General features: G+C 64.2%; 19 protein-coding genes and 2 pseudogenes. 16 read left to right on the top strand and 5 right to left on the bottom strand.

Annotated features, from left to right (window positions below; all coding sequences use genetic code 11):
* From A0O30_RS25085 to A0O30_RS25070, 4 genes are all read left to right on the top strand, one after another.
* On the top strand, positions 1–1,912 hold a 1,912-nt coding region (locus A0O30_RS25085; RefSeq protein WP_305891560.1), incomplete at its 5' end, for a T6SS effector BTH_I2691 family protein.
* A 2-nt stretch (positions 1,913–1,914) separates the two neighbouring features.
* Entirely contained in the window at positions 1,915–2,805 is an 891-nt protein-coding gene (locus tag A0O30_RS25080) for a DUF6708 domain-containing protein (RefSeq protein ID WP_105948457.1), read from the top strand.
* The gene (locus A0O30_RS25075) at positions 2,802–3,059 is read left to right on the top strand and encodes a PAAR domain-containing protein (protein WP_016711089.1); all 258 of its coding nucleotides are present in this window, start codon (positions 2,802–2,804) and stop codon (positions 3,057–3,059) included. Before A0O30_RS25080 ends, A0O30_RS25075 begins: the two co-directional genes overlap by 4 nt.
* Positions 3,060–3,291: 232 nt before the next feature.
* A complete protein-coding gene (locus A0O30_RS25070) occupies positions 3,292–4,581 on the top strand; it encodes an MFS transporter (RefSeq protein ID WP_371921637.1) in 1,290 nt (429 codons plus the stop codon).
* Between the two features lie 106 nt (positions 4,582–4,687).
* On the opposite strand, the gene A0O30_RS25065 is transcribed toward A0O30_RS25070, so the two are convergent.
* The 3 genes from A0O30_RS25065 to A0O30_RS25055 all read right to left on the bottom strand — a co-directional run bounded on the left by A0O30_RS25065 (position 4,688) and on the right by A0O30_RS25055 (position 7,501).
* Positions 4,688–5,503: a sugar phosphate isomerase/epimerase gene (locus A0O30_RS25065; protein ID WP_105948455.1), complete on the bottom strand. Its 816-nt coding sequence runs from the start codon at positions 5,501–5,503 to the stop codon at positions 4,688–4,690.
* Between the two features lie 29 nt (positions 5,504–5,532).
* Complete coding sequence (locus tag A0O30_RS25060; protein WP_082426399.1) at positions 5,533–6,585, bottom strand: Gfo/Idh/MocA family protein; 1,053 nt, start codon at positions 6,583–6,585, stop codon at positions 5,533–5,535.
* 139 nt (positions 6,586–6,724) lie between these two features.
* Positions 6,725–7,501 (bottom strand): IclR family transcriptional regulator, encoded by a 777-nt coding sequence (locus A0O30_RS25055; RefSeq protein ID WP_105948454.1) that lies wholly within the window; start codon positions 7,499–7,501, stop codon positions 6,725–6,727.
* Positions 7,502–7,696: 195 nt separating this feature from the next.
* Here A0O30_RS25055 and A0O30_RS25050 point away from each other — a divergent pair, with 195 nt between their 5' ends.
* From A0O30_RS25050 to A0O30_RS28300, 6 genes and pseudogenes are all read left to right on the top strand, one after another.
* A complete protein-coding gene (locus tag A0O30_RS25050) occupies positions 7,697–9,409 on the top strand; it encodes an FAD-dependent oxidoreductase (RefSeq protein WP_105948453.1) in 1,713 nt (570 codons plus the stop codon).
* 163 nt (positions 9,410–9,572) lie between these two features.
* Positions 9,573–11,042: a benzaldehyde dehydrogenase gene (locus A0O30_RS25045; protein ID WP_177410310.1), complete on the top strand. Its 1,470-nt coding sequence runs from the start codon at positions 9,573–9,575 to the stop codon at positions 11,040–11,042.
* Between the two features lie 18 nt (positions 11,043–11,060).
* Positions 11,061–12,185 (top strand): annotated as a pseudogene (locus A0O30_RS25040) (NAD(P)-dependent alcohol dehydrogenase).
* Between the two features lie 61 nt (positions 12,186–12,246).
* Positions 12,247–13,137 (top strand): transporter, encoded by an 891-nt coding sequence (locus A0O30_RS25035; RefSeq protein WP_105948451.1) that lies wholly within the window; start codon positions 12,247–12,249, stop codon positions 13,135–13,137.
* Between the two features lie 85 nt (positions 13,138–13,222).
* A pseudogene (locus A0O30_RS27915) lies at positions 13,223–14,641 on the top strand (sigma-54-dependent Fis family transcriptional regulator); the annotation flags it as partial.
* 285 nt (positions 14,642–14,926) lie between these two features.
* The gene (locus tag A0O30_RS28300) at positions 14,927–15,013 is read left to right on the top strand and encodes a helix-turn-helix domain-containing protein (protein ID WP_371920925.1); all 87 of its coding nucleotides are present in this window, start codon (positions 14,927–14,929) and stop codon (positions 15,011–15,013) included.
* A 3-nt stretch (positions 15,014–15,016) separates the two neighbouring features.
* Here A0O30_RS28300 and A0O30_RS25025 read toward each other — a convergent pair whose 3' ends face one another.
* Both A0O30_RS25025 and A0O30_RS25020 read right to left on the bottom strand, forming a co-directional pair.
* Positions 15,017–17,905, bottom strand: coding sequence for an HD domain-containing phosphohydrolase (locus A0O30_RS25025; RefSeq protein WP_105948450.1), 2,889 nt, complete (start codon positions 17,903–17,905; stop codon positions 15,017–15,019).
* A 189-nt stretch (positions 17,906–18,094) separates the two neighbouring features.
* On the bottom strand, positions 18,095–18,712 hold the full coding sequence (locus A0O30_RS25020; protein ID WP_105948449.1) for a TetR/AcrR family transcriptional regulator: 618 nt from the start codon (positions 18,710–18,712) through the stop codon (positions 18,095–18,097).
* Between the two features lie 109 nt (positions 18,713–18,821).
* Here A0O30_RS25020 and A0O30_RS25015 point away from each other — a divergent pair, with 109 nt between their 5' ends.
* Genes A0O30_RS25015 through A0O30_RS24990 form a run of 6 tightly spaced genes read left to right on the top strand, consistent with a single transcriptional unit; the run spans position 18,822 to position 26,004 of the window.
* Complete coding sequence (locus tag A0O30_RS25015) at positions 18,822–20,615, top strand: ABC transporter ATP-binding protein (RefSeq protein ID WP_105948448.1); 1,794 nt, start codon at positions 18,822–18,824, stop codon at positions 20,613–20,615.
* Positions 20,609–22,366 carry an ABC transporter ATP-binding protein gene (locus A0O30_RS25010; RefSeq protein ID WP_105948447.1) on the top strand — a complete coding sequence of 586 codons (1,758 nt, stop codon included), beginning with the start codon at positions 20,609–20,611 and terminating at the stop codon, positions 22,364–22,366. Before A0O30_RS25015 ends, A0O30_RS25010 begins: the two co-directional genes overlap by 7 nt.
* Positions 22,366–23,307: an ABC transporter permease gene (locus A0O30_RS25005; RefSeq protein ID WP_105948446.1), complete on the top strand. Its 942-nt coding sequence runs from the start codon at positions 22,366–22,368 to the stop codon at positions 23,305–23,307. Before A0O30_RS25010 ends, A0O30_RS25005 begins: the two co-directional genes overlap by 1 nt.
* The gene (locus tag A0O30_RS25000; protein ID WP_105948445.1) at positions 23,304–24,245 is read left to right on the top strand and encodes an iron chelate uptake ABC transporter family permease subunit; all 942 of its coding nucleotides are present in this window, start codon (positions 23,304–23,306) and stop codon (positions 24,243–24,245) included. The genes A0O30_RS25005 and A0O30_RS25000 overlap by 4 nt, the downstream gene beginning before the upstream one ends.
* Positions 24,242–25,018, top strand: a complete 777-nt coding sequence (locus A0O30_RS24995) for an ABC transporter ATP-binding protein (RefSeq protein ID WP_105948444.1) — start codon at positions 24,242–24,244, stop codon at positions 25,016–25,018. The genes A0O30_RS25000 and A0O30_RS24995 overlap by 4 nt, the downstream gene beginning before the upstream one ends.
* Positions 25,015–26,004, top strand: a complete 990-nt coding sequence (locus A0O30_RS24990; RefSeq protein WP_105948443.1) for a siderophore ABC transporter substrate-binding protein — start codon at positions 25,015–25,017, stop codon at positions 26,002–26,004. Before A0O30_RS24995 ends, A0O30_RS24990 begins: the two co-directional genes overlap by 4 nt.
* The last annotated feature ends 74 nt before the right edge of the window (positions 26,005–26,078 follow it).

Below are 26,078 nucleotides of genomic sequence, written 5' to 3'. Positions count from 1 at the left end.
ACGCCTGGCGCAGCGCCTCGATCTGGACAAATACCGGCGCTTCCTCGCCGAACGCGACGAGCTGGGACGCCGGATGGCCGCCCTGCGCAACCAGGCCTTGCACGCCAGCAACGACCATGACGCCTGGCTGGCGACGGCCGAGCCCGAGCATATCGACAACCCCTACAGCCTGGCCGCCGCCCTGGCCTGCTACGACCGCGACGAAATCGTGTCCGCCCGAGGCCTGGAAATCTCCCTGGCGCTGCTGATTCACCCGATGGGCCAACCGACGCCGGGCGCCGAAGATCAGGATCGGCGTTTCAAACGCCTGGAGCAGTGGCTGGACCGGGACGACAGCCCGCTGTACACCGCCCTGGCGCCGTTCAACCCGTTCAAGGACAAGGCCGATTCGATCGGCAGCCTGTTCGGCGCCATCGACAATGTGATCGAGGGGCTGGCCGGTCGCTTCCCGGCCATGGCCAACATCACCGACCTTACCGCCCAGTCGGTCAATACCGTGGTGCTCAAACGCCTGCGCGGGCAAACCCGCTGGGATGCCAGCCATGGCCTGCGCCAGCAGGTGTTGTTGGCGGCGCGTGAAGCGAATGCCGAGAAAGCGCTGGGGTTGTTGGCAGCGCGTTACCGGATCACCGAGCAGGCCATCAAGAACAATCCGTTCAGCCAGGAGGTGGAGAAGTACCTGAAGAATGGCATGGCGCAGGTTGAAGAGATGAAACAGCTGCGCATTTCGGGGAGCCGGACGATCTCGATCGAACTGACCACCACTGCACGGGTGAAACCCAACTTTCTCGGAATGCTCACCTCGGGCGGAGGCGGTGGTTTGAACGCGGGGATGCTGTGGTACAACATCCTATCGCTCCAGACGGCCTACAACAGCCTGCAAAAGAGCAATGCTCCGGAATACACCTTGGGTTTTGCTTCGTCGATTTTCGGGGTGATCGGTGCAGCAGCGGCGACGCTGGTCAGCGTAAGGGCGACGCAGAAGGCCGTGATGCTGAGATTAAGTTCGACAGCACCGGGGATGGCGTTTGGCAACGGAATTATCAAGTTTCTAAGCAGCAATCTGTTTGCGCGCTTGGTTGGTTATCCGGCAATAGCATTTGGTGTCGTATCGGACTGGTCCAAGGGATTGCGCCAGTCCGATAACGGTGACTCTACGGCAGGCAGATATACAATTGCTGGCGGATTAACCATGGCCATCGGCTCTGCTGTCACCCTCGAAGCCGGACTTGCAGTCGCAGGCGCTACGTCGGTAGTACCTTTTGCCGGATGGGCCGCAGCTGCTCTGGTCCTCGTAGGCGTAGCCATCATTGCAGGAGGCCTGTACCTGCACGCCAAGGCACATGAGCGCCTTCATAGCGCAATTGAGCTGTGGGCAGCACGTAGTGTTTTCGGCAATCGAGTCAATGATGGAGAGGTACGCTCTGACATTACCTTGGACTATGAGCAGAAACTTCCTGCTTTCGCCTCGCTAAAAGCCGAACTCAAAGCCTGGCACAATGACCATTACGGACCCAAACTACTGTCCGCCGAGCAGGCCCTGTCACTCGGCATAACTAAAGTCGACACCCGATGGCATCAGAACGATCACTGGTCTCCGCCAAACTGGACAGCCATTACACACAATGAAGTAGCCACACCTCAACCAACCGTTGAGTTCACAGTGCTGCTGCCTGGCTTCGTGCTGGGGGTAAGCGAATGGTCAGGAAGCTTGAGTACCCTCCGTGACGACCAAGGAATGGACGTATTCCCTATCACCCCGACCAGCCACATCGTAAGCGCTGGTTTGGTTCTGCATTTCGAGAACACACTGGTTAACCAAAATCATGTCTCACTGCATCTAACTTACAGTGCCAACCAAGGGCTGGACGAAGACAATGAGATTCTTTCAATTTTTCGTCTGGAGCGCTAATCGTGGCAACCATCTGGATATTCAACTCAACGTCAGACTCCGGCCACAAACCTGCAATTGGAGGGCAATTGGCAAGCGTATCCGAGAACACCTTATGCCTGCGAAACCCATGGGTAACAGACTCCGTGTTTATGGGGAAATTATATTGCGCAATGACAATTTCACTACTAATAGGCACTTACCCTTATCTAATACCCCGCATCTCAGACATATACAACAGAGACATTATATTTATGTTCTTGCTTTTAATAACGCCCTTCGTATTCACGCCATTTTTGGTTTATCGAATTTTCTTTATAAAGGGTTTATCAACCATTTGCCTCAACCGTTCAACCCAAAAAATCTACTATCAACGCTTGCGCAAGGTATTCGTCTTTGAGTGGAGCAACACCGGCGGTGGCCTTTTCAAACGCACCGAATACGGTGGCTCATCCTTCAGCACCAGCTACGCCCTCGCCTTCGCCCCGCGCCGAGCAGACGGCAGCCTCCACCAAAAAGACTGCCTCTGGGTCGACAGCAACGAACCCACCGAGCCTGGCGTCAGGCACGTCGCCGAAGTCTGGGAATACCTGCGCCACTTCATGGCACACGGCCCCGACAAACTCCCCCCACCCGGCGAACCCAACTGGTGGCACAAGCCCCTGCATGCCATCTGCCTGACCCCGGCTGAAGCCTGGCGCCACTACGCCCCCTGGCGAACCGGCGAGCCCGGTGAAATGCAGGGTAAGAAAAACTGGCAACTGCCCTTCTGGGCCGTACTGTTTCCCTACAACCTCACCGTCGCCATTTGCTGGTACGGCATCTGCCGCCTGTTCAACGTTCGAGCAGCGCCACCGCCCCCTGCTGCCTTCGAAGAAGCCCCTGCTAAACTCAACAAAAGGAAGCGCAAATGAGACCCATCGTATTGGTAGGCCATCGCCACAGCTGCCCGATCCATGGCGAAGGCACGGTGCAAACCGGTGCAAGCGCAACCTTCGTGGATGGCAGAGCCGTGGCGCGTGTGGGCGACCGCATCAGTTGTGGCGCCGTCATCGAAACGGGCGCAGCTTGCACGATCATCGAGGGCCAGCCCGCAGCAAGGGAGGGGGACACCACCAGCCATGGAGGCACGCTAGTCGAGGGTGACCCGGGTTGGCTCATAGACTGACAACGACTATCAGCACGTTAGCCAGTCTCTTTTGCACCTCGCAACCGTTCGATAACCGAACAGTAGCCCGTCTCGTGAATTGACGCTGCCATCTTCACTGCGCACCATGCACCGGCCTTGCGTGCCCCCCTGCCTGGGAACCGGCCACGTACCTGTCGTACCGCAGCTGAATACAATTTCAAGAAACGAGCCGTTTATGAACCACTCCAAGATCACCCCCGCCGCACCCCGGATGCACCCGGGTTCGATCGCCGACAAGCTTCGCGGCGCGTTCGGCGTCGGCAAAACCCGTTGGGGCATGCTTGCCCTGGTGTTCTTCGCCACCACCCTGAACTACATCGACCGTGCCGCGCTCGGCATCATGCAACCCGTGCTGGCCAAGGAAATGAGCTGGACGGCGATGGACTACGCCAACATCAACTTCTGGTTCCAGGTCGGCTACGCGATCGGCTTTCTGCTGCAGGGCCGACTGATCGACAAGGTGGGGGTAAAACGCGCCTTCTTCTTCGCCGTGCTGCTGTGGAGCCTGGCCACCGGTGCTCATGGCCTGGCGACCTCGGCCGCCGGCTTCATGGTCTGCCGCTTTATCCTGGGCCTGACCGAGGCCGCCAACTACCCGGCCTGCGTCAAGACTGTACGGCTGTGGTTCCCCGCGGGTGAGCGGGCGATTGCCACCGGGCTGTTCAACGCCGGCACCAACGTCGGCGCCATGGTTACCCCGGCCCTGCTACCGCTGATTCTGGCCGTGTGGGGCTGGCAAGCCGCTTTCATCGCCATGGGCAGCCTGGGCCTGGTGTGGGTGGTGCTGTGGCTGCTGAAGTACTACAACCCTGAAGACCACCCCAGCGTACGCCAGAGCGAGGTGCAGTACATCCAGCAGGATGACGAGCCCGAGCCGACCCGCGTGCCGTTCAGCCGCATCCTGCGCCTGCGCGGGACCTGGGCTTTTGCGGTGGCCTATGCGATTACCGCGCCGGTGTTCTGGTTTTACCTGTATTGGCTGCCGCCGTTTCTTAACCAGCAGTACAGCCTGGGCATCAACGTGACCCAGATGGGTATCCCGCTGATCATCATCTGGCTGACGGCGGACTTTGGCAGCATCGGCGGCGGCATTCTGTCGTCGTGGCTGATCGGACGCGGCGTGCGTGCCACCACCGCGCGGCTGGTATCCATGTTGATCTTTGCCTGCACCATGCTCAGCGTCATCTTTGCCGCCAACGCCAGTGACCTGTGGGTCGCGGTGGCGGCCATCTCGCTGGCGGTGGGCGCGCACCAGGCGTGGACGGCGAATATCTGGAGCCTGGTGATGGACTACACGCCAAAGCACCTGGTGAGCACGGTGTTCGGCTTTGGCAGCATGTGTGCGGCAATTGGCGGAATGTTCATGACGCAGATCGTCGGTAGCGTGCTGACCGCTACCCACAACAACTATGCCGTGCTGTTTACCATGATTCCGGCCATGTACTTCCTGGCGCTGGTGTGGATGTACTTCATGGCACCGCGCAAGGTCGAAAGCGCCTGAGTGCGCTAGCCACTTTCCTCTACGGGGCCCTTGCGGGCCCTTTTTTTGGCCTTGTGATCAGGCCATGACAGCGCGCCGTCGGTGTGAGCGCGCTGCCTGTTCGAAGTCAGACTGTGGCCAACACAGCCTTGGCCTTCTCCAGCGCCATGCGTGCGCGCTGTTCGCCGCTGATGCCTTGTTCCAGCAACTGCCGCGTGGGAATTTCCAGGCTTAGCGGTACGTTCGACGGCAAGGCGCGCAGCAAGCCTGCAAGGTCGGCATCACCCTCGCCCGGGAAGCGTCGCTCGTTACGTGCCTGGCGCAGGATCTCATCCATATCGGACGGTACCGGGCCGGCAACGTCGCACAGCTGGGCATAGCGCATGCGCTGCGGCGCCAGTTGCGCCAGGTCACCCAGTGAAGACCGGGAGCGGTTGAAATGGAACGCGTCCACCAGCACACAGCCGTTGGCGCGGTCGGCGTTGGCTACCACCCGCATGGCCTGGCGCAGGTCACGTACGTCGGTCCAGGGCATGAATTCCAGGTGCGGGTGAATGCCATAGCCCGCGGCCAGCTCACACAGGGCAGCAAAACGCTCGGTCAGGCGTGCTTCATCGGGGTCGTTGCCTGCCACCAGCAGTTCAGTGCCACCCAATTCGGCGCCCACCGCAAGAATCGGTTCGAAATCAGCCACACAGGTCTCCGGCTTCAGGCGCAGGATTTCCAGGTCGAGCACCTTGATGCCGGTGTCACGCAGGCGCGCCTGCGTCTGCCGGCGCAACTCGGCATCAGCCACCAGCGGGAAGTGCTGCTCCTGCTCGGTGGCGGGCACCAGGCGCAGGCCAACGTGGCTGTATCCGGCACGGGCTGCCGCCTCGACCATCTCTGGCGGGGACAGTTCGAGTACCGTCAGGGCGGCAAGGGAGAAAATACGGTCAGTCATTTATCGTCACCAAAAGAGTAGAGGTTGCGTCAGGCGATGTGCTCGGGCGCACAGGCCCGGCCCGTTTCCGCCGCCTGGCGGATCGCTTCGATCAGCGCCAGCGTGCGGCCACCGTCGGCGGCATCGATCAGCGGTGCCTGTTCGCCCCGGGCAACCCGCACGAAGTGCTGCAACTGCAGGGTCAAGGCCTCGCCGGCGGGAATGCTCTCCTCACTTTGAAGCAGCGGCGTGTGCCAGCCCGAGCCCGCTTCGGCGTAGTGCCAGCGCTTGAGCTGGGGAATGCTCAGCGCCCCTTGGGTGCCGGCCAGCAGGTAGCACGGCTGGCCATCCTGACGCGGATACACCGGGCTTTCGCCAGCGTCCAGCTCCCAGCTCCACGGCGCCGCCACCGCGTCGGAGCCGGTCAGGCTACCCAGCGCGCCGTTGGCGAACTGCAGCAGTACCGCAGCGCTGTCTTCGTTGGCAAACCCACGTACATCGTTACGGGTGAATGCCTGCACCTGTACCACCTCGCCGCACAGATGGCGCAGCAGGTCGAGGTCGTGGATCAGGTTGGTCAGCAGGAAGCCGGCGCCCGGTTCGCGGCGCCATGGGGTTTCGAAATAGCTGTCGGGTTTTTGCAGCTGCCACAGCGCGGTGACATTGATCAACCGGCCCAGCTTGCCGTCGGCAATCACCTGGTGCGCCTTGGCGATCAGCGGGTTGTGCCGCCGGTGATGGCCGACCAATACGGGTACGCCACAACGGCGCGATGCTTCTACCAATGCGCGAACCTCATCCAGGTGCACGCCCACCGGTTTTTCGACCAGCACCGGCACGCCGGCTTCGACGCAATCCAGGGCGGTCGCCACATGCAGGTTGTTCGGGTTGGCAACGATTACTGCCTCGGGGCGTGCGCGCTCCAGCATCTGCCGGTGGTCGGCAAAACAGGGCACGCCGCATTCGGCGGCAAAAGCCTCGGCCTGCGGGCCGGGGTCGGCCACCGCACACAGCTGGGCGTGTGGCACATTGCGCAAGTGCTGGTAGTGCTGGCGGCCCATGATGCCGGCGCCGATCAAGGCAATACGAAGGGGTGCGTTCAACAGCCTGTCCTCTTGTCATTGTTGTTGTATGAATTGTGGAATTCGATTCCACAATTCATACAGCACAATTTAGAACCAAGTTCAGCTTTTCAGAAGAACCCGCAGGACAAGCTGTTCGGTAATCGACCGGAAATGCGTGTCAGGCAAACAATTCGCTTGCCCGGCTGGCCGCCGACAGCTCTTGTGCAGCAGCCAGCAGTAGCGGCGCCAGCTCTGCCAGGCGGCTTTGCGCCATCCGTGCACTGGGCCCGGCAATGCTCAATACGCCGATCACCTCGTCAGTGTGCGGGCGGCGCACCACGGCAGCCAGGGCCGAGGTGCCGATGGCCGAGGTTTCCTCGACCCAGGCATAACCACGCTCGCGGGCACGGTGCAGGTAGGCGAGCAGCTCGTCGGTGGAGCACGGTGCGTTGGGGCCGAACTGTGCAGGGTCGGCAATACCTTGGCGCAACACCATCTGCAGCGCGTGCTCATCGTCCAGGCTGGCCAGCCAGGCATGCCCGGACGCGGTGTAGAACAGCGGCGCATCGCGGCCCATGTCCGGGTCGTAGCGCAGCCCGGAACGGGCGCCCTGAGACTTGGCGATCCAGGTCTGGCGGGCACCGTCGATCACGCCAAGGCGCACCAGCTCACCGCTGTCCTGGGCCAGGCGGTCGAGAATAGGCTGAATGATGTCGGCACCGTTGCTCGACAGGTAACGGAATCCCAGCGCCACCAGCTTGGCCGACAGTTGGTAGCGGCTGTTGTCACGGTTCTGCCGCACGTAGCCCAGCCGCACCAGCTCGGTGAGCATGCGGTGGGCGGCGCTTTTGGGAATGTCCAGGCGCTCGGCCAGGGTTTGCAACGGCAGCCCCAGGGGTTCGCCGGTAAGGGTTTCTACAAGACTGAAGGCGCGTTCGATCTGACTACCAGCCATGACTACAGGTCCCTGATTTTTTTGCGGATTCTAGAAGATGATTCCATATGAGCGATAGCGGCCACAGCGAAGTCGCGCTGAAGTGTCCGGTTATCGCCCAGTTGTTGCCTACCCAGGCTGCCATGCCCTTGCGGGTAAAGGTGCTGCCGATAAAAATATGGAACCTTGTTCTAATAACAATACAGGAACGCCGCGATGCCCTCAGCTGCTCTGGATACCGAATACGATGTACTGGTCATAGGCTCCGGCGCCGCCGGGTTGGCTGCGGCCGTGACGGCGGCCTGGCATGGGCAGAGGGTGATCGTGGTAGAGAAGGAGCCCGTGTTTGGCGGTGCCACCGCCTGGTCCGGCGGCTGGGCGTGGGTGCCACGTAACCCGCTGGCACAGCGGGCCGGCATCGTGGAGGACATCGAGCAGCCGCGAACTTACCTGCGCCATGAACTGGGGACGCACTACAACGCCGAGCGCGTCGATGCCTTCCTTGAGGCTTGCCCGCACATGGTAGCGTTTTTCGAGAAGCATACGGCGTTGCAGTTTGCCGATGGCAACGGCATCCCGGACATGCATGGCGACACACCGGGCGCAGCCCAGGGCGGGCACCAGGTGATCGCCGCGCCTTATGATGCCCGCGAGGTGGGTGCCTTGCTGCCACGCCTGCGCAAGACCCTGCGCGAAACCTCGTTCATGGGCATGCCGATCATGGCCGGTGCCGACCTGGCGGCCTTCCTCAACATGACCCGTTCGCCCAAGGCACTGCTGCACGTATGCAAGCGATTTGGCCGCCACCTGTATCACCTGGCGCGGTATGGTCGGGCGATGCACCTGGTCAACGGCGTGGCACTGGTGGCGCGGCTGGCCAAATCGGCACAGGACCTGGGTGTGCACCTGCAGGAATCGGCGCCGGCCAAAGGCCTGCTGATCGAAGATGGCCGGGTGTGCGGGGCTCGGGTGGCCACACCGCAGGGCGAGCGACAGATACGCGCCAAGGCCGTGGTGCTTGCAGCAGGTGGCTTCCCCAACGACAGCGCCCGGCGCCAGCAGCTGTTCCCGCGCGATGCCAGCGGCCACGACAACCTGGCCCTGCCGCCACAGGGGTGTTCCGGTGACGGGCTGCGCCTTGGCGAGGCGGCCGGCGGCGTGGTGGCCACCAACCTGAAATCGCCGGTGGCCTGGGCGCCGGTGTCGCGCGTGCCGCACCGCGATGGCAGCATCGGCCACTTCCCGCACATCATCGAGCGCGGCAAGCCGGGCATCATCGGCGTGCTGGCCAACGGCAAGCGCTTTGTCAATGAAGCGCATGGCTATTACGACTATGTGTCGGCCATGGTCGCGGCAGTGCCGCAGGGTGAAGAAGTGTGCTCGTGGCTGGTGTGCGATCATCGCTTCTTGCGCCGGTTTGGCCTGGGCCATGCCCGCCCGGCACCGCTGCCGGTGTGGCCGCATGTGCGCAGCGGTTATCTCAAGCGGGGTGTCACGCTTGAAGCGCTGGCGGAAGCCTGTGGCATTGAGCCGGCCGGGTTGCGTGCCACGGTCAGCGACTTCAACAAACATGCACGAAATGGCCAGGACCCGGCATTTGGCCGTGGTTCCACGCCGTTCAACCGCAAACAGGGCGACCCGCAGCACAAGGGCCCCAACCCGTGCGTGGCGCCCATCGAGCACGGGCCGTTCTATGCGGTGAAGGTGCAGCCCGGCTGCTTTGGTACCTTTGCCGGGTTGCGCACCGACGGCAGTGCCCGGGTGCTGGATGAAGCCGGGCAACCCATCGCAGGCCTTTATGCGGCGGGTACCGACATGGCCAGCGTGTTTGGTGGCTGGTACCCGTCGGGCGGCATCAACCTGGGGCCAGCGCTGACCTTTGGCTATGTGGCCGGACGGCACATTGCCGGGGTGCAGGCGTATGAGTGAGCTGGGCTGAAATGGCCTGACAGTGTCCAGAAACTGAACATCACGAAAACTGGCCATTGTTCAGCGTGTGAACAGTACAGCGCACCGGCGCCCGGTAGTTTGCACGTCCAACGCGTTGGCATGCCCCCTGCAACAAGCATCCGTGAACACAACAACACACAGGATGCTTTGCGTGAATACCTTACTGCCCAACGAACTCTGGAATGAGCGGCTGTTCACCGGTACCTGGGTACCCGGCGAACTGCCCGCTACCGCAATCACCTCACCCGGCAATGGCCAGGCACTGGGTACCCTGGCCAACGCCGGGGCCAGGCAGGTAGAGCAAAGTGCCCGCGTGGCCGCCACGGCCCAGCGCAGCTGGTATGCCCTGCCCTACGATGAACGAGCCAAAGTCCTGCGCAAGGCCGCCGCCATCGCCGAGCAGTACCAGGCCGAAATCGCCGACTGGATCGTCCGTGAAAGCGGCTCCACTCAGGCCAAGGCCGGCTTTGAAGCGTCCATCACCCTCAAGTCGCTGCACGAAGCCTGTGCCCTGCCCTCGCGCAGCCAGGGCGAAGTACTGCCGTCCAGCGCCGGCCGCCTGAGCATCGCCCGGCGCCGTCCGTTGGGTGTGATCGGGGTGATTTCGCCGTTCAATTTCCCGCTGTACCTGGCCATGCGCGCGGTTGCTCCGGCACTGGCCACGGGCAATGCGGTCGTGCTCAAACCCGACCCGCGCACCGCTGTGTGTGGCGGCCATGTCATTGCCCGCATTTTCGAGCTGGCCGGTTTGCCGGCGGGCGTGTTGCATGTGCTGCCGGGCGGCGCAGAAGCCGGTGCTGCACTTACCGCGTCACCCAGCGTGGCAATGATCCAGTTCACCGGCTCTACCGCAGCCGGCCGCAAGGTTGGCGAGGCTGCCGGCCGCCACCTGAAAAAGGTCTCGCTGGAACTCGGCGGCAAGAACTCGCTGATCATCCTCGACGATGCCGACCTGGACCTGGCCATCGCCAACGCTACCTGGGGGGTGTACCTGCACCAAGGGCAGATCTGCATGTCGACCGGCCGGGTGCTGGTGCAACGCGGCATTTATGACGCCTTCGTCGAACGCCTGGTGGCCAAGGCGCGCAGCCTGACCGTGGGTGACCCGGCCAGTGGCCAGGTTCACCTGGGCCCGCTGATCAACGCCGCCCAGCGCGACAACGCCTTGCGTATCGTCGAGGCCGCACACGCTGCCGGTGCGACGCTGGCAACCGGTGGTTCGGCAGACGGGCTGTTCTTCCAGCCGACCGTGCTCAGCAACGTTCAACGTGACAACCCGGCGTTTCATGAAGAGATCTTCGGCCCCGTGGCCGTGGTGGTGCCGTTCGACACTGACGCGCAGGCGGTGGACCTGGCCAACGACACCGACTACGGCCTGAGCGCTGCCATTTTGTCGCGCGACACTGGCCGTGCCCTGCGCCTGGGCGAGCAACTGCGTACCGGGCTGCTGCACATCAACGACCAGACCGTCAACGACGAGGTCATCAACCCCTTCGGCGGCGTCGGTGCATCCGGCAATGGCACCAGCATCGGTGGCGCCGCCAACTGGGAAGAGTTCACCCAATGGCAATGGCTGACCCTCAAGGGCGAAGCACCTGTCTACCCCCTGTAACCCCGGAGAACAATAACAATGACAACCTCTCTTTTGCGCCCCATTCAGGCTGCCGTTACCCGTGGCAAAGGCGCCCCCTTCGTGCTGGAGCAGGCACGCATTCGTACACCGCAAGGTGACGAGGTGCTGGTACGCATCGTGGCCACAGGCATGTGCCACACCGACATGATCGTGCGCGATCAGTATTACCCCGTGCCGCTGCCAGCGGTACTCGGCCACGAGGGCTCGGGCATCGTCGAGGCGGTTGGCCCGCTGGTGCAGAACCTGGCCGTGGGCGACCATGTGGTGATGACCTATGGCTACTGCGGCCACTGCCTGGCCTGCGACGCCGGCCAGGCGGCCTACTGCCATGACTTTTTCGGGCGCAACTTCAGTGGCGCCAGCCCCGAAGGCGAGCATGCCCTGCAGGACGAACAGGGCCACGCCCTGAATGACCACTTCTTCGCCCAGTCGTCGTTCGCCACCTACGCACTGGGGCGTGAGAACAACACCGTACGCGTGCCCAAGGAAGCCCCCATCGAGCTGCTCGGCCCACTGGGCTGCGGCATCCAGACCGGTGCAGGTGCGGTGATCAATTCGCTGAAAGTCACCCCCGGCAGCGCCTTTGCCGCATTCGGCGGCGGTGCGGTAGGCCTTTCGGCCGTGCTGGCCGCACAAGTGGCAGGCGCCGCCACCATCATCGCGGTCGACGTGGTGCCTTCGCGCCTGGCCCTGGCGCTGGAGTTGGGCGCCACCCATGTGGTCAACAGCCGCGAGGCCGACCCGGTCGCCGCCATTCGTGAAATCACCGGCGGCGGCGTGCAATTTGCCCTGGAGTCCACCGGGCGCCCGGAAGTGCTGCGCCAGGCCGTGGATGCCCTTGGCAGCCGGGGCGCGCTGGGGGTGGTGGGCGCGCCGCCGCTGGGCACCACCGCGCAATTCGACGTCAACGACCTGTTGCTGGGCGGCAAGGTCATCCGCGGCATCGTCGAGGGTGACAGCGTGCCGAAGAAGTTCATCCCCGAGCTGGTCAACCTGTAGCTGCAAGGCCGCTTCGCCTTCGACAAGCTGGTGCGCTTCTACGACTTCGAGCAGATCAACCAGGCCGCCGAGGACAGCGAAAAAGGCCTGACCCTCAAGCCGATCATCCGCATCCAGAAATAAGCACTCAGGGGGCAGCCACGCGCTGCCCTCACCCCATAACAAGAACAAGGGAAACCCTGACATGACACGACTCTCCAGCCTTGCCTGGGGCGCGCTGGCCTGCGCGCTGGTTTCGGCCAAAGCCTTGGCCGTTGATGTGAATGCCGGTGACTACACCGCGCTGCCGCCGGGCACCAACGTCGCCGCCTGGTACCAGCAGTTCAGCCGCGCCGACCGCTTCAACGGCGACGGCGCGCCCGACGCCACACACAACACCCGCCTGCGCTCCAACATCAGCATCCTGCGCCTGATTCACTTCACCGAAATCGGCGGCATCACGGTAGACCCGCAAATACTCCTGCCCTTCGGCCATGTCTACGACGTGAAGGTGGGCGGGCAGCCGCTGGGCAGCAACAGCGGCATGGCCGACCCGATCATCGGCGCCACGTTCTGGCTGGTGAACCAGCCGGGCGTGGGTGCCAGTGGCCGCTACTTCGGCATCACCCCGCTGCTGTACCTGCCATGGGGGCAGTATGACCGCGACGCGGGTGTGAACCTAGGCGAAAACCGCTGGAAAGGCGACTTGCAACTGGGCTGGGTGGAGCCGCTGTGGGGCCGCTGGTCGATGGAGTGGTATGCCGATGCCGTGTTCTACGGCAGCAATGACAAGGCCGGCAGCGGCAGCCAGACCTTGCGCCAGGACCCGACCTACCAGCTGCAGACCAACCTGCGCTATGACTTCAACCCGGCCCAGCGCCTGGCCCTGGGCTTCTCAGCCAGCGAGGGTGGCAAGCAGCACCTGTCAGGCGACTACACCGGGCAGAAGACCGAAGTGCAGCAAGTGCGCCTGGAGTTCCAGCAGATGGTCGGCAAGACCGTACAACTGGGCGGCCAGCTGACCCACGACACCCGCGTGATCGGCGGTTTCCAGGAAGACACCGGGGTCAACCTGCGAGCGCTGTTGCTGTTCTGATTGGCCCGCCAGCCTTGACGCGCTGCTGGCAGCGGCGCAACGTGCGCAGTCAGTAGCGTGCCGTCAACCCTCACAAGGTGTACCCATGGATCGCCTACAACTCCAGCTGCACAGCGCCCGCCAGCAGTTTGCCGACGGTTTGCCACTGCCCACCGGGCTACTGCCCGAGCCTATCGAGCGCTCGTGGGAGCGCTCCAGGGCTGCCGGGCTCAGCCCCTGGCAGCCACGCCTGGCGCGCGGGCAGCTGGATGTGCAGGCACTGACCGACGCAGACACCCAGCTGGCCGCCTGCGTGCAGCCCGAGCTGGAGCGCTTGTGGGAGCTGATTGGCGACTCCCACTGGATGCTGTTTTGCGTCAACCCGGAAAACCGTATTGTGCAAACGCGCAAGCCGGGCGGCATCGACAGCCCGCTGTCGGCCCTGCACGCCGGGCGCAGGGTCAGCGAGGTGGACGTCGGCACCACTGCCCCGGCCTGTACGCTGATGGACGGCCTGCCGGCCATCGTGGCCGGCAACCAGCATTACCTGCAGGAGTTTGCCCGGTTTTTCTGCGTCAGCGTGCCGCTGCGCGGGGTGAATGGCGAGCTGCTGGGGGCGCTGGACCTGACCGGTATCGGCACCCGTAATGCCGGGACCATGCTCGAACGCCTCAAGCATGCGGCGCTGGCCACCGAGAACAACTTTTTCCACGCGTTGCCGGGCTGCCGCATCCTGGAACTGCAACACGACCCCAGGCTGCTTGGCTCGCCGCTGCAGGCGCTGCTGGCCGTGCAAGACGATGGCACGGTGTACGCGGCCAACCGCGCCGCGCAACAATTGCTGGGGGTGCCCGACTACCGCCCTGAGGGGCTGACCCTGGAGCACCTGTTTGACCGCCCCGGCCACAACGGCCTCGACGGTTCGCCGCAGTTGCTGGCCCTGGCCGATGGCTCGCGCCTGTATGGTCGGCTGTTGGCACAACCTGCGGCCAAGACTCGGCCACTTCGGCCCAGCCACACGCCGCTGGGCAGCGATCGGCGGGTAAATGCCCGCTTCGAAGATGCCTGCAAGGCCGTGACCGGTCACTTGCCGGTGCTGATCACCGGGCCAACCGGTTGCGGCAAGGAAGTGTTCGCCAAAGCCCTGCATGCCCACTGCTGTCCTCAGGCCCCGTTCGTTGCGATCAACTGCGCGGCCCTGCCCGAAAGCCTGATCGAAGCCGAGCTGTTCGGCTATACCGAAGGCAGCTTCACTGGCGCCCGCAAAGGTGGTGCCATGGGCCTGCTGGAGTCGGCCGGGGACGGGATCCTGCTGCTCGACGAAATTGGCGACATGCCGCTGGCCCTGCAAAGCCGGTTGCTGCGGGCACTGCAGGAACGGCAGGTCACCCGCATTGGCAGCACCACGGCAGCGCCCTTCAACGCACACATTGTCGCAGCCACACACAAAGACCTTGGCGCGCTGGTAGCCAACGGTGGTTTTCGCGAAGACCTGTTCTACCGCCTGGACGGCCTGCGTGTCAGCCTGCCCGGTCTGGAGCAGCGCCTGGATAAACAGCAACTGATCGAAGCCTTCTTCCAGCGTCCGGGCTTTGCGCCGCTGCAGGCCGAGGCCAGGCGCCGGCTGCTGGCGTACCACTGGCCGGGCAACCTGCGGCAACTGGAGAACGTGGCGCGGCTGGTCGGTGTGCTGGCCGCGGGTGAGCCCAGCATAGGCGTGCAGCACCTGCCAGAAGACCTGCAAGGCCAGCCGGTCGCGCCGCCGCGCTCGCTTTCAGACGCCACCCACGATGTGATCGAGCGCGCTTTGCTGGCCCATGAGGGCAATGTCAGTGCCGCCGCCAAGGCGCTGGGTATCTCCCGTACCACCTTGTACAAGCGCCTGGGTTCGCGCTAGTACTCAGGCCGGGCAGCGCATCTGCGCCAGCCAGTACGGCACATCCACCTCGTCGATCTGCTCGGCACGCAGGAACTGCTCGGCATACTGGCGGTACACCCCGCTGCTGAGGAACAACTCCAGCAGTTGCCCGTCGATGTGCCGGTCACGGGCCATGAACACCAGGATCTTCACCGATTCGGACAACGTCTTCGGCGGTTTGTAAGGCCGGTCGGCCGCCGTCAGTGCTTCAAATATGTCGGCAATGGCCATTACCCGCTCGGCAATGCCCAGGTCATGCTCACCCAGCCGGCGTGGGTAGCCGCTGCCATCCAGTTTCTCGTGGTGGTTGCCGGCGATGGCCGGTACGCGTCTCATCTGACGCGGAAACGGCAGCGAGCTGAGCATGATGATGGTTTGCACGATGTGCTCGTTGATCTTGAAGCGCTCCTCGTCATTCAGCGTGCCGCGCCGGATCGACAGGTTATACAGCTCGCCGTGGTTGCTGGCGTGGGCTGGCAGGCGCATGTCGAAGCCCCATCGGTTGCACGGGTCGCCCTTGGTCACCGGGGGCGTGCGCTCGCCCCAGGGCACACGATGCTCGGGGCGGTCGGCCAGCAGCGGTTCGTCTACCGGCAGCACGGGTTGCGGCACGCCGGAATAGCGCTGAGCCTCATCGCGGGAGATGCCCAGGCGGTTGTCGAAGTGGCGCCGCCAGCGCTGCTGGCTGATCTGTTGCAGGCGTTCGATATCGGCATCCTGCATGAACTCGCCGCCGATGTTGGCCTGGGCGACAAAGGCGAAGTCATCCTGCAGCCGGGCCTGGCTGCGGGCTAGCGTGGCTTGCAGCACCTGCGGGTCGGCGCCGCTGGCCAAACCTTGCCAGTAGGCCAGTTCGGCATCACGCCACAGCACTTCAAACCGCATGCGTACTTCATGGATACGGTTGTACAGGGTCTCCAGCTTGGTCGCCTTGTCCACCACGTACTCCGGGCTGGTGACCTTGCCGCAGTCGTGCAGCCAGGCCGCTACGCGAAATTCGTAGCGTTCGGCTTCAGTCATGCTGAAGCTGGCATAGGGGCCGCTGTCGGCGGCCACCACCTGGTCCAGCAGCATCTGCGCCAGTTGCGGCACACGCTCGCAGTGGCCGCCGGTGTAGGGGCTTTTGGCATCGATGGCGTCGGCCAGCAGCTTGATCATGGCATCCATCAGGCGTTGCTGGGCTTCGGCCAGCTGGCGTGTCTCGATGGCCACTGCCGCCACACCAGATAGCTCTTCGACAAATTGCCGGAACGGTTGGCCCAGCTGGTCGCGCGCCTGCGCTTCATCCAGTTGCAGCACCAGAATGCCCAGCAGCGCCTGGCTACGGTCTTTCAGCACCACGGCCTGGCTGCGCTCGTCCAGGCCGAGGGCCTGCGTCACCGCTGCGGCCAGCGTGCACCGGGCGCCCTCATCCACGGCAAGCTCGCCGGGGTACTGCTCACCCCGGCAGGCGGCGGCCAGGCGCAGCAGCGCGTGCTCGGCGTCGAACAAATACACCACACCGGCCTCGACCCCGGCAGCGTGCACCAGGTGAGCCAGGACGCCGTCGAGCATACGCGCCAGGTCGCGCTCGCGGCTGAGCGTGAGGGTAATGGCCTGGAAACCGCGAATGGTGCCGGCCATGCGGCTCAATACATGGCTCAGCTCTCGTACTTCGGACACCTGCGATTTCACCCCCACTTCGCGGCTGAAATCAAAGCTGGCCAAGCCCTGCACCTGTTCAGCCAGCACCTTCAGCGGGCGGACGATACGCCGGCCGAGCACACCGCCAAGCACCAGCAGCACGGCCATCAACGCCAAGGTCCAGAGCAACTGCTCGAACAACACCTGGCGCGCACCGGCCAGCAGTTCATGGCCTGGCACGGCAATCAACACCTGCAGATCCTGCCCGGCCAGGCTGGTCAGCGGAATGCGCATGCCATACCAGGTCTGGCCGTCCACCTGATAAGGCTGTGCCTGCGTGCCTGACGGCAGGTCAGCGTACAGGTGCTGCAGGCTTGCAATGTTCAGCTCGCTGATGCGCGACAGGCGCACGCCCTGCCCTTCATGCACGATCACCCGCTGCAAGTCCGGGTAGGCCACAACATTGCCCTGGTCGTCGAGCACGGCAATTTCGGTGCCGGGGGTGATGCGCAAGCCCTGGGTTTCGCTGGCCAGGTCGTTGACCGAAACATCCATGCCGATCACCGTTTCTCCGTCAACGCTGCGCTGCGCCAGGGTCAGGCCGATTTCGCGGGTAGTGAAGAACACGTACGGCGGCGTCAGCACAGTGGCGGGCTGCGCACTGGCTTCGGCGAACCACGGGCGTGTGCGCGGATCGTAGCGGTATTCGGGTTTGGCTTTGGCCTGCAACAGGTTCAACGCCTGGTCGTAGTAGCGCCACTCGCCCTGCACCACCCCGCCCTCGCCACGGCTGACACGCTGCACCAGAAACGCCGTGCCCGGCGGCGCGGCGAAGCGCTGCAGCAACTGCGGGTCACGCAGCCGGCGCACCAACAGGAAATCGCCGCTGGGGTAGCCCATGTAGGCGGCACTGAGCATGCGGTTGGCATTCAGGGTTTCGACCAGTTGCGGCAGCCTTTCCAGGCGCTGCGCCTGGGTATGCGCAGCAGGGTTGTGGGCCAGCAGGCGGATGCTGCTTTGCACCGGGTCGATCAGGCGCCGGGCGCGCTCGTCGATGGTCTTGCCCACCTGCTGGGCTGTATCGCCGGCGGCGGCTACCAAGGTCTGGCGGATACCGCGATAGCCCTGCCAGGCCAGGGCGGCACCCAGCAACAGCATGCCCAGCACGATGGCCAGCGCCACCAGCCATTGCAGTGAAATGCCACGCCCGGTCCTACCGGTATCACGACCCGTCGACACGCAGCCCATCCCAGGTACTCCATGTGAGGCAAATTGAGGGAGCAGCCAGGACGATCATGCGGGCCGAAGCCATTCGCAGGCAGCGAGATGGGCCGAATGGTGGCCAATAGCCCTGGCCCATCTTGGCAGGAGTGTAGAGTGCGGCTGGGGGTTCTGCCGGGTTGGCAGAAAAAATTAACGTGGCAGGTCACAATCCCGTCAGGTAGACGCCCGCTGCTCCAGCATCACCAGTGCGCCGACAATCAACGCCTGCATGCCTTCGAGCAACTCCACCTCCATCTCCGACTCCTCCCCCTCCCGGTCGGCCTCCAGAAGCGGCTCGCGCCCCGACACCGTGTACACGGTATCGGCCACCGCAAAGCCATGGAATGCCACGGTGGACAGCAACCAGCGCGCCTGCTCCAGGCTCAGGTCATAGGCCTGGGCGATGTGCGCCTGGTGGTCGTTGATCTTGTCGATCATCGCTTCCGTAGCCGCCAGCCTGCGGATCACATACGGCGTGAGCCCCGGATGCGCCTTGACGAACGCCTGTACAGACGTGGCAAAGCGCGTCAGGTAGGCCTGCAGGCCTTCAGCCGCATCACCACTCGCCTTCGGGATCTGCCAGCGCTGGAAAATTTCCTCGGCCACCAGGCACTTGAGCGCTTCGATGTTCGCCACATGCTTGTACAACGCCATGTGGCTCACCCCCAGCGCGGCCGCCACGCCAACGAAGGTGAGGTTGGGCAGCCCTATGGTGACGCTGACGTCCGCAATGCGTTCACGGGTAATGGTGCGTGGGCGGCCGCGGCCGGGTGCGCGTTCAGGTGGTTGCATCAGGTCCTCCAGGTGTTGTGCAGACAGTCTTGTAGCTGGCTTGTCGGGTTTTCGCAAATTAGTTTATAGTCATGCAACTAATTCATTTTCAGCTTTCCAGGCCCGCTTCATGTCTGACTCATCCCCCCCTCTTGACGCTACCGCCTCTGTCGACAGCAAGGCGCGCAGCCCCCTGAGCCGCGTGCTCTCCCCCATTCGCGGGCAGCTGGCCCTGGCGACCGTGCTGGCTGCCGCGGGTTCGATGCTGGCCCTGGTACCGCTGGCAGGCATTGCGCACATCGCCCACCTGGCCTTGAGCGAAGGCAACACATCGGGCGCCATTGGTTGGGCCATTGCCGCCAGCATTGCCAGCCTGTTCACAGGCATGGCCCTGATCACCGCAGCCGAACTGCTGGCGCACCAGGCCGACAACCACATCACCCACCAACTGCGTGTAGCGATCGGCCAGCGGCTGATGCAGGTGCCACTGGGCTGGTTCAGCGAGCGGGCATCCAGCGAAGTGAAACGGGCGATGCAGGACGACATCGGTACCTTGCACAGCCTGACCGCGCACTTCTTCACCACCTTGGGTCGCGCTGTCGGCGCCGTGGTGATTTCGGTGGTTTACCTGTTCGCCATGGACTGGCGCCTTGCCCTGATCGCGCTGCTGCCGTTCCCGGCGTTCTTCCTGTTTTTGCACCGCGCCATCAAGGCCAGTGCAGCGCATATGGGCGACGTGGTCACCGGCATGACGCGCATCGACACTGCAGTGGTCGAGTTCGTCAACGGCATGCCGCTGGTGAAGGCGTTCGGCGACCGTGGCAACGCCCAGGACCGCTACCGTGCCGCGGTCGATGACTTTGCACACACCTTTACCGGCTTCACCCGCCCATTGGTCGCAGCGATGGCCAGGGCCAATGCGCTGATCGCACCGGTGACCGTGCTGGGCGTAGTGCTGTTGGCCGGGATGGGGTTCGTGGCGCTGGGATGGATCGAGCCGATACAGATACTGCCCTTCGCCCTGGTCACGCCGGGGCTGTGCGCACCTTTGCAGCTGTTGCACTTCATCACCCACGACCTGAACGGTGCAGTGGCCGCAGCCCAACGGGTGCAGGCCCTGCTGGATACGCCCGTGCTGCCGGCCCCTGCCGCTGGCAGCCTGCCCAACGGCTGCGAAGTACGCGTGGAGCAACTGAACCATGCCTATGTGCCGGGCAACCCTGTGCTCAACGACGTCAACTTCACCCTGGCCCCTGGCACCACCACCGCCATCGTCGGCCCTTCCGGTGCAGGCAAGTCAACGCTTGCACGCCTGCTGCTGCGTTTCTTCGACCCCGACACCGGGCGCATCACCCTGGGCGGCGTGGACCTGCGGCAGATCGAAAGCCGCGAACTGTACCGGCGCATCGGCTTCGTACTGCAGGAGGTGCGGCTGATCCACGCCAGCGTGGCCGACAACATCGCCCTGGGCCGGCCGGATGCTACCCGTGAGCAGATCGAAGCGGCGGCGCGGCTGGCCAACATTCACGCACGCATCCTGCAGTTGCCACGCGGCTATGACTCGGTGGTCGGCGAAGACGCGCAATTGTCCGGTGGCGAACAGCAACGGCTGAGCATTGCCCGCGCCGTGCTGCTCGACCCGCCGGTGCTGGTGCTGGACGAAGCCACTGCCGCCGCCGACGCCGAAAGCGAGGCGGCAATCCAGGACGCCCTGTCGCGCTTTGCCCGGGGCCGCACCCTGCTGGTCATCGCCCACCGGCTAGACACGGTGATGCACGCCGACCAGATTCTGGTGATCGACCAAGGCACCGTGCGTGAACAGGGGCGCCACAGCGAGCTGCTCGCCCGCCAGGGGCTGTACGCCCGGCTCTGGGCGCAGGGCGGTTATCAGGACACCGTGAAAGAGGCGCTGCCAGCATGCTGAAAACGTTCATTCGACTGCTGGGCGACAGCGCGCCGGCCTGGCGCCGTTACCTGCTGATGACCGTGGTGTATGGGGTTTTCAGTGGCCTGACCATCTGTACCCTGGCGCCGATCATGGTGCACCTGCTGAACAACGAGCTACAGGCGGCCTATGCCTGGCTGGCCGTGCTGGCGGCGGGCATGGCGCTGTGCTGGGCCTGGCGGCGCCAGGTGGAACAGGCCGGCATCAGCCTGGCGGTGGCGGTGCTGCAAGGCGGCCGCCAGCACATCGGCGCGCAGGTGGCACAACTGCCACTGGGCTGGTTCACCCCCGACAACACTGCCCGGCTCGGGCATGTGATCACCCAGGGGACGATGGCCGTTGCACAGTTGCCGGCCCATGTCCTCACCCCCTTGATCAGCGGCTGCGTCACACCGCTGGTGGTGGTGCTTGCGCTGTTCGCCCTGCACCCGCCGCTGGGGCTGATCGCATTGCTGGCGCTGCCGGCCCTGGTGGCGGAGTTGCTGTTAAGCGCTCGCCTGGGGCGTGGCGCGGACCAGCGCTTTCACCAGCACTTCGCCGCAGCCAGCCAGCGCATGGTCGAATTCGCCCAGGCCCAGTCGGTGCTGCGCGCCTTCAACGGCAGTGGTGGCGGCACGCGTTTGCTGGCGCAAAGCCTGGAGCGCCAGCGCAGCAGCGGCATGGGCCTGATCATGCGTGCTTCGCTGTCAGCACTGCTTAACAGTTGGGCGGTGCAGGCAACGTTCGCGGCACTGCTGGTAGCCGCAGGGCTGTGGCTCGGCAATCGGGCAGGTGCTCAACTGCAGGATGCCGTGGCAGTGGTTGTGGCGCTGGCCATGGTGTGCCGCTTCATCGACCCGCTGCAGGACGTGGCCAACCATGTCGAAATCCTGCGTGGCGCGCACGGCCAGTTGCAGGAAATCGAGCGGATACTGGCAGCCACGCCTTTGCCGGAACCCGACTCGCCCCTGCAGCCGGTGGACGGTGGTATCGACCTGCAAGGGGTAAGCCTGCGCTACAACCCCGGCGGGCCGGCTGCGCTGCAGAACGTGAACCTGAGCCTCCCGGCGGGCAGCATGACAGCCGTTGTCGGCGCCTCGGGCTCGGGCAAGACGTCGCTGATGCGGCTGATAGCACGGTTCTTCGACACAACCCAAGGCAGCGTACGGATTGGCGGTGTGGATGTCAGGAAAATGGCTCGCGCCTGCCTGACCGACACTGTCAGCCAGGTACTGCAGGACACCTGGCTGTTCCAGGGCAGCATCGCCGACAACATCCGCATCGGCAAACCCGATGCCAGCAATGCCGAAGTGTTGCAGGCGGCGCACGTGGCCGGGCTGACAAACGTTATCGACCGGCTGCCGGAAGGCCTCGATACGCCGGTGGGTGAAGCTGGCGTGCGGTTGTCGGGCGGCGAGCGCCAGCGTGTGACCATTGCCCGCGCATTGATCAAGCAAGCGCCGGTGCTGTTGGTGGATGAAGCCACCGCCGCCCTCGATGCCGAGAACCAGGCCGTGATTGCACAAACCCTGCACAGCCTGCGTGGGCGCTGCACGCTGGTGGTCATCGCACACCAGCTCAGCACCGTGGCCATGGCCGACCAAATCGTGGTGCTGGAAGCAGGTCAGGTTGTCGAACAGGGCACGCCGGCAGCATTGCGCGCCAGTGGCGGGCGCTATGCTCGCTTTCTCGAACAACGTCACGCCGCTGGCGGCTGGCGCATCGCCGCGCCGCAGGTGGATCACGACTGATGCGCGCGTCATGGCTGGTCCTGTTTCTGCTGTTGTGCGTGGCCTCACTGGCGGTTGGTGCCCGTGAGCTGGCCTGGGCCCAGCTGTTCACCCTGCATGGCGACACGTGGCTGACCCTGACCGCCAGCCGTCTGCCGCGCCTGGCAGCATTGATACTGGTGGGTGTCGGGCTGGCGGTGTGCGGGGTGATCCTGCAGCAGATCGTGCGCAACCGCTTCGTCGAACCCGGCACCACCGGCGGGCTGGACGCCGCTCGCCTGGGCATCCTGCTGTCGCTGAGCCTGGCACCAGCGGCCGGGGCTATGTCGCGTATGCTGTTTGCCCTGGCCGTGTGCTTTGCCGCCAGCTTGCTGTTCGTTGCCATCATCCGCCGCATACGTGCCCGCAATGCGGTGCTGGTGCCGGTCATCGGCTTGATGTACGGCGGTGTGCTGAGTGCGCTGGCCGAGTTTTACGCCTACCGCTTCAACCTGCTGCAAAGCATGCAGGGCTGGTTACTGGGTGACTTCTCAAAGGTGGTGCAAGGCCGCTACGAGATCCTCTACCTGATCCTGCCGGTCGTACTGCTCACGTACCTGTACGCGCAGCGCTTCACCGTGCTGGGCATGGGCGAAGGCATGGCCACCAGCCTGGGCCTGAACTACTCGGCCAACGTTACACTGGGCCTGCTGCTGGTGGCGGTGACCGTGTCGACCAGCGTGATCGCCGTCGGCGCCATCCCCTTCGTCGGCCTGGTGGTGCCCAACCTGGTGGCGCTGCGCCATGGCGACAACCTGCGCCGCACCCTGCCCCTGGTGGCACTGGGTGGCGCCGCCTTGCTGCTGGTGTGCGACTTGCTCGGGCGGCTGTTGATCTACCCGTTCGAAGTGCCCATAGGCCTGACAGCGGGCGGCCTGGGCGGGCTTATCTTCCTTGGGCTGATTCTCGGGAGGCAGCGATGAGGGGCCGTCACCTGGTGTGGCTGGCGGTCGTCGCCCTGGCCCTGGTGTTCGTGTTCGCCAATGCGGGGCTGGACTTTGACTACGTCATCCCCAAGCGCCTCGTGCGCCTGGCTGCCATGGTCATCGGCGGCGTGTGCGTGGCCTGTTCCGCCATCGCCTTTCAGACCCTGTCGGGCAACCGCATCCTGACCCCGGCGATCATGGGGTACGAAGCGGTGTACCTGCTGCTGCAGGCGCTGCTGGTGCTGGCCATGGGGGTGCAGGGGTTGGTGATGCTCGGCAGCGGTGGCAATTTCCTGCTCTCGGTGCTGCTGATGCTCGGCTACTCCTGGGCCCTGCACCGCTGGCTGTTTCGCGACGGCAAAAGCAACGTGTACTTCCTGCTGCTGGTCGGGCTGGTGCTGACCATGGTCATGGCCACCTTCACCCAGTTCGTCCAGCTGAAAGTCAGCCCGGGCGAGTTCTCGATGCTGCTGGGCTATACCCAGGCGTCGTTCAACCGGGCATCGCCACAGTTGCTGCTGTATTCGGGTGTGCTGGTGACAGGGTTGTGCGTGCTGCTGGCCAAGGCCGTGCCGGTGCTGGACGTGCTGGCGCTGGGGCGCGACCAGGCGATTTCGCTGGGCGTGGATTACCGGCGCAACGTGCGCCTGTTGCTGGCGCTGATTGCGGCGCTGGTCGCGGTGTCGACCAGCCTGCTGGGGCCGACGGCGTTCATGGGCGTGTTCGTCGCCAACATCACCTACGCCATGGCCGGCACCTTCCGCCACCGGGTCACCCTGGCCCTCGGCAGCGCTGTGGCTATTGCCGTGTTCATTGCCGCCCAGTTACTGGTCGAGCATGCCTTCAACTACAGGACCACCGTCGGCATCCTCGTGAACCTGGTGTGTGGCACCTACTTCCTCGCCCTGATGGTGCGTAACCGGGGAGCCGCATGATTACTGTCCATGAGTTGCACAAGCGCTACGGCAGCAAAGCCGTGTTGAGCGGAGTGAGCACATGCTTCCCTCGCCAGCAACTGACCTCGCTGATCGGCCCCAACGGCGCGGGCAAAACCACCTTGCTGATGATGCTGGCCCGGTTGCTGGAGCCGAGCAGCGGCGACATCCAGCTGGACGGGCAAAGCATCGGCAGCATCCCCATCGGCGCCTACGCCCGGCGCGTCGCTACCCTGCGCCAGGCGGTCGATTTCAACCTGCGCCTGACCGTCGAAGAGCTGGTCGCGTTCGGCCGCTTTCCTTACAGCCGCGGCGCGCTCACCGAGGAAGACCAACAAGCGATCGACCAGGCTATCGCCTTTCTTGCCCTTCAACCGCTGCGCCAGGCCTACCTCGATGAGCTCAGCGGCGGCCAGCGGCAGATGGCGTTCCTGGCCATGACCATTGCCCAGCAGACCGACTACCTGCTGCTGGACGAGCCGTTGAACAACCTCGACATGCGCCACGCCGTGCAGATCATGCGCGCCTTGCGCCGGCTGTGCGACGAATTTGGCCGCACCGTGATCCTGGTGGTGCACGACATCAACTTCGCTGCCGCCTACTCCGACCACATCGTCGCCATGCGGGGCGGGCGGGTGCATTGCAGCGGCAGCGTCGACCAGGTGGTGACCGAGCAACAGCTGCACGCGCTTTACGGGCTGGATTTCGAAATCAGCCACAGCGCGCGCGGCCGACTGTGCAACTACTTCAACCCACCCGGAGAACAGCGATGAACCGCAATCACCCCACCCGCAGCTGGCCACTGGCGCTGCTGCTCGGCGCCACCCTCGCCCTGCCAGGCTGCAACGGGCCTTCGGCAAACACGGCGGCAACGGTTAAAACCGCAGCCCATGGCAACTACGCGCCAGTGACCGTGCAACACAAACTGGGCGCCACGGTGATCAGCCAGCTACCTCAACGTGCAGTGGCCCTGGACATGAACGAAGTGGACTTCCTCGACCAGCTGGGTGTGGCTGTGGCCGGCATGCCCAAGGATTTCGTGCCGCACTTTCTGGCCCGCTACAAGGATGCCGCACAAACCGCAGATGTCGGTTCGATCGTGCAGCCCAACCTGGAGCGGGTGCACGCCGCAAACCCCGACCTGATCCTGATCACCTCGCTGCAGGCCAACCACTACGGTGAATTGAGCGAGATGGCACCGACCCTGCACTTCGATGTGGATTACCGCGATAGCGAAGCCGGCCATGTGGCGGTGGTCAAGCAGCACCTGGCAAGCCTTGGCGAGGTGTTCGGCAAGCAGGAACTGGCCCGGCGCAAGGCGGACGAACTGGACGCCAGGCTGACCCTGGCACGCAACGTCACCCGCGACCGCCCGGAGCGGGCCTTGGTGGTGCTGCATAACAACGGTGCGTTCAGTGCCTTCGGCGTGCAGTCGCGCTACGGCTTCATCTACAACGACCTGGGCGTCAAGCCGGCCACCACCACCCTGGACACCGGCCTGCATGGCCAGCCCATTTCCAGCGAGTTCATCCAGCAAGCCAACCCCGACATTCTCTATGTGGTGGACCGCACTGCCGTGATGGAGCACCGCCCCCTGATGACGGCTGACACGCTGGACAACCCGCTGCTGCGCCAGACCAACGCCTGGAAGCATGGCCGCGTGGTGTTCGTTGACCCCGAGGCCTGGTACGTCACCGCCGCCAGCCCGACCTCGCTGGCATTGATCGCCGATGACGTGATCAAGGGCTATCAGGACTGAGCCATGCCTTTTGCAATCGCCTGTCGCTGCGTTAGCGCGTGATTCTCATTTGCCTTACGTCTTCGCTTTTTAAA

It is taken from the genome of Pseudomonas sp. LLC-1, from assembly GCF_002992185.1.
GTDB lineage: Bacteria > Pseudomonadota > Gammaproteobacteria > Pseudomonadales > Pseudomonadaceae > Aquipseudomonas > Aquipseudomonas monteilii.
This window is presented reverse-complemented; position numbering and strand designations above follow the sequence as displayed.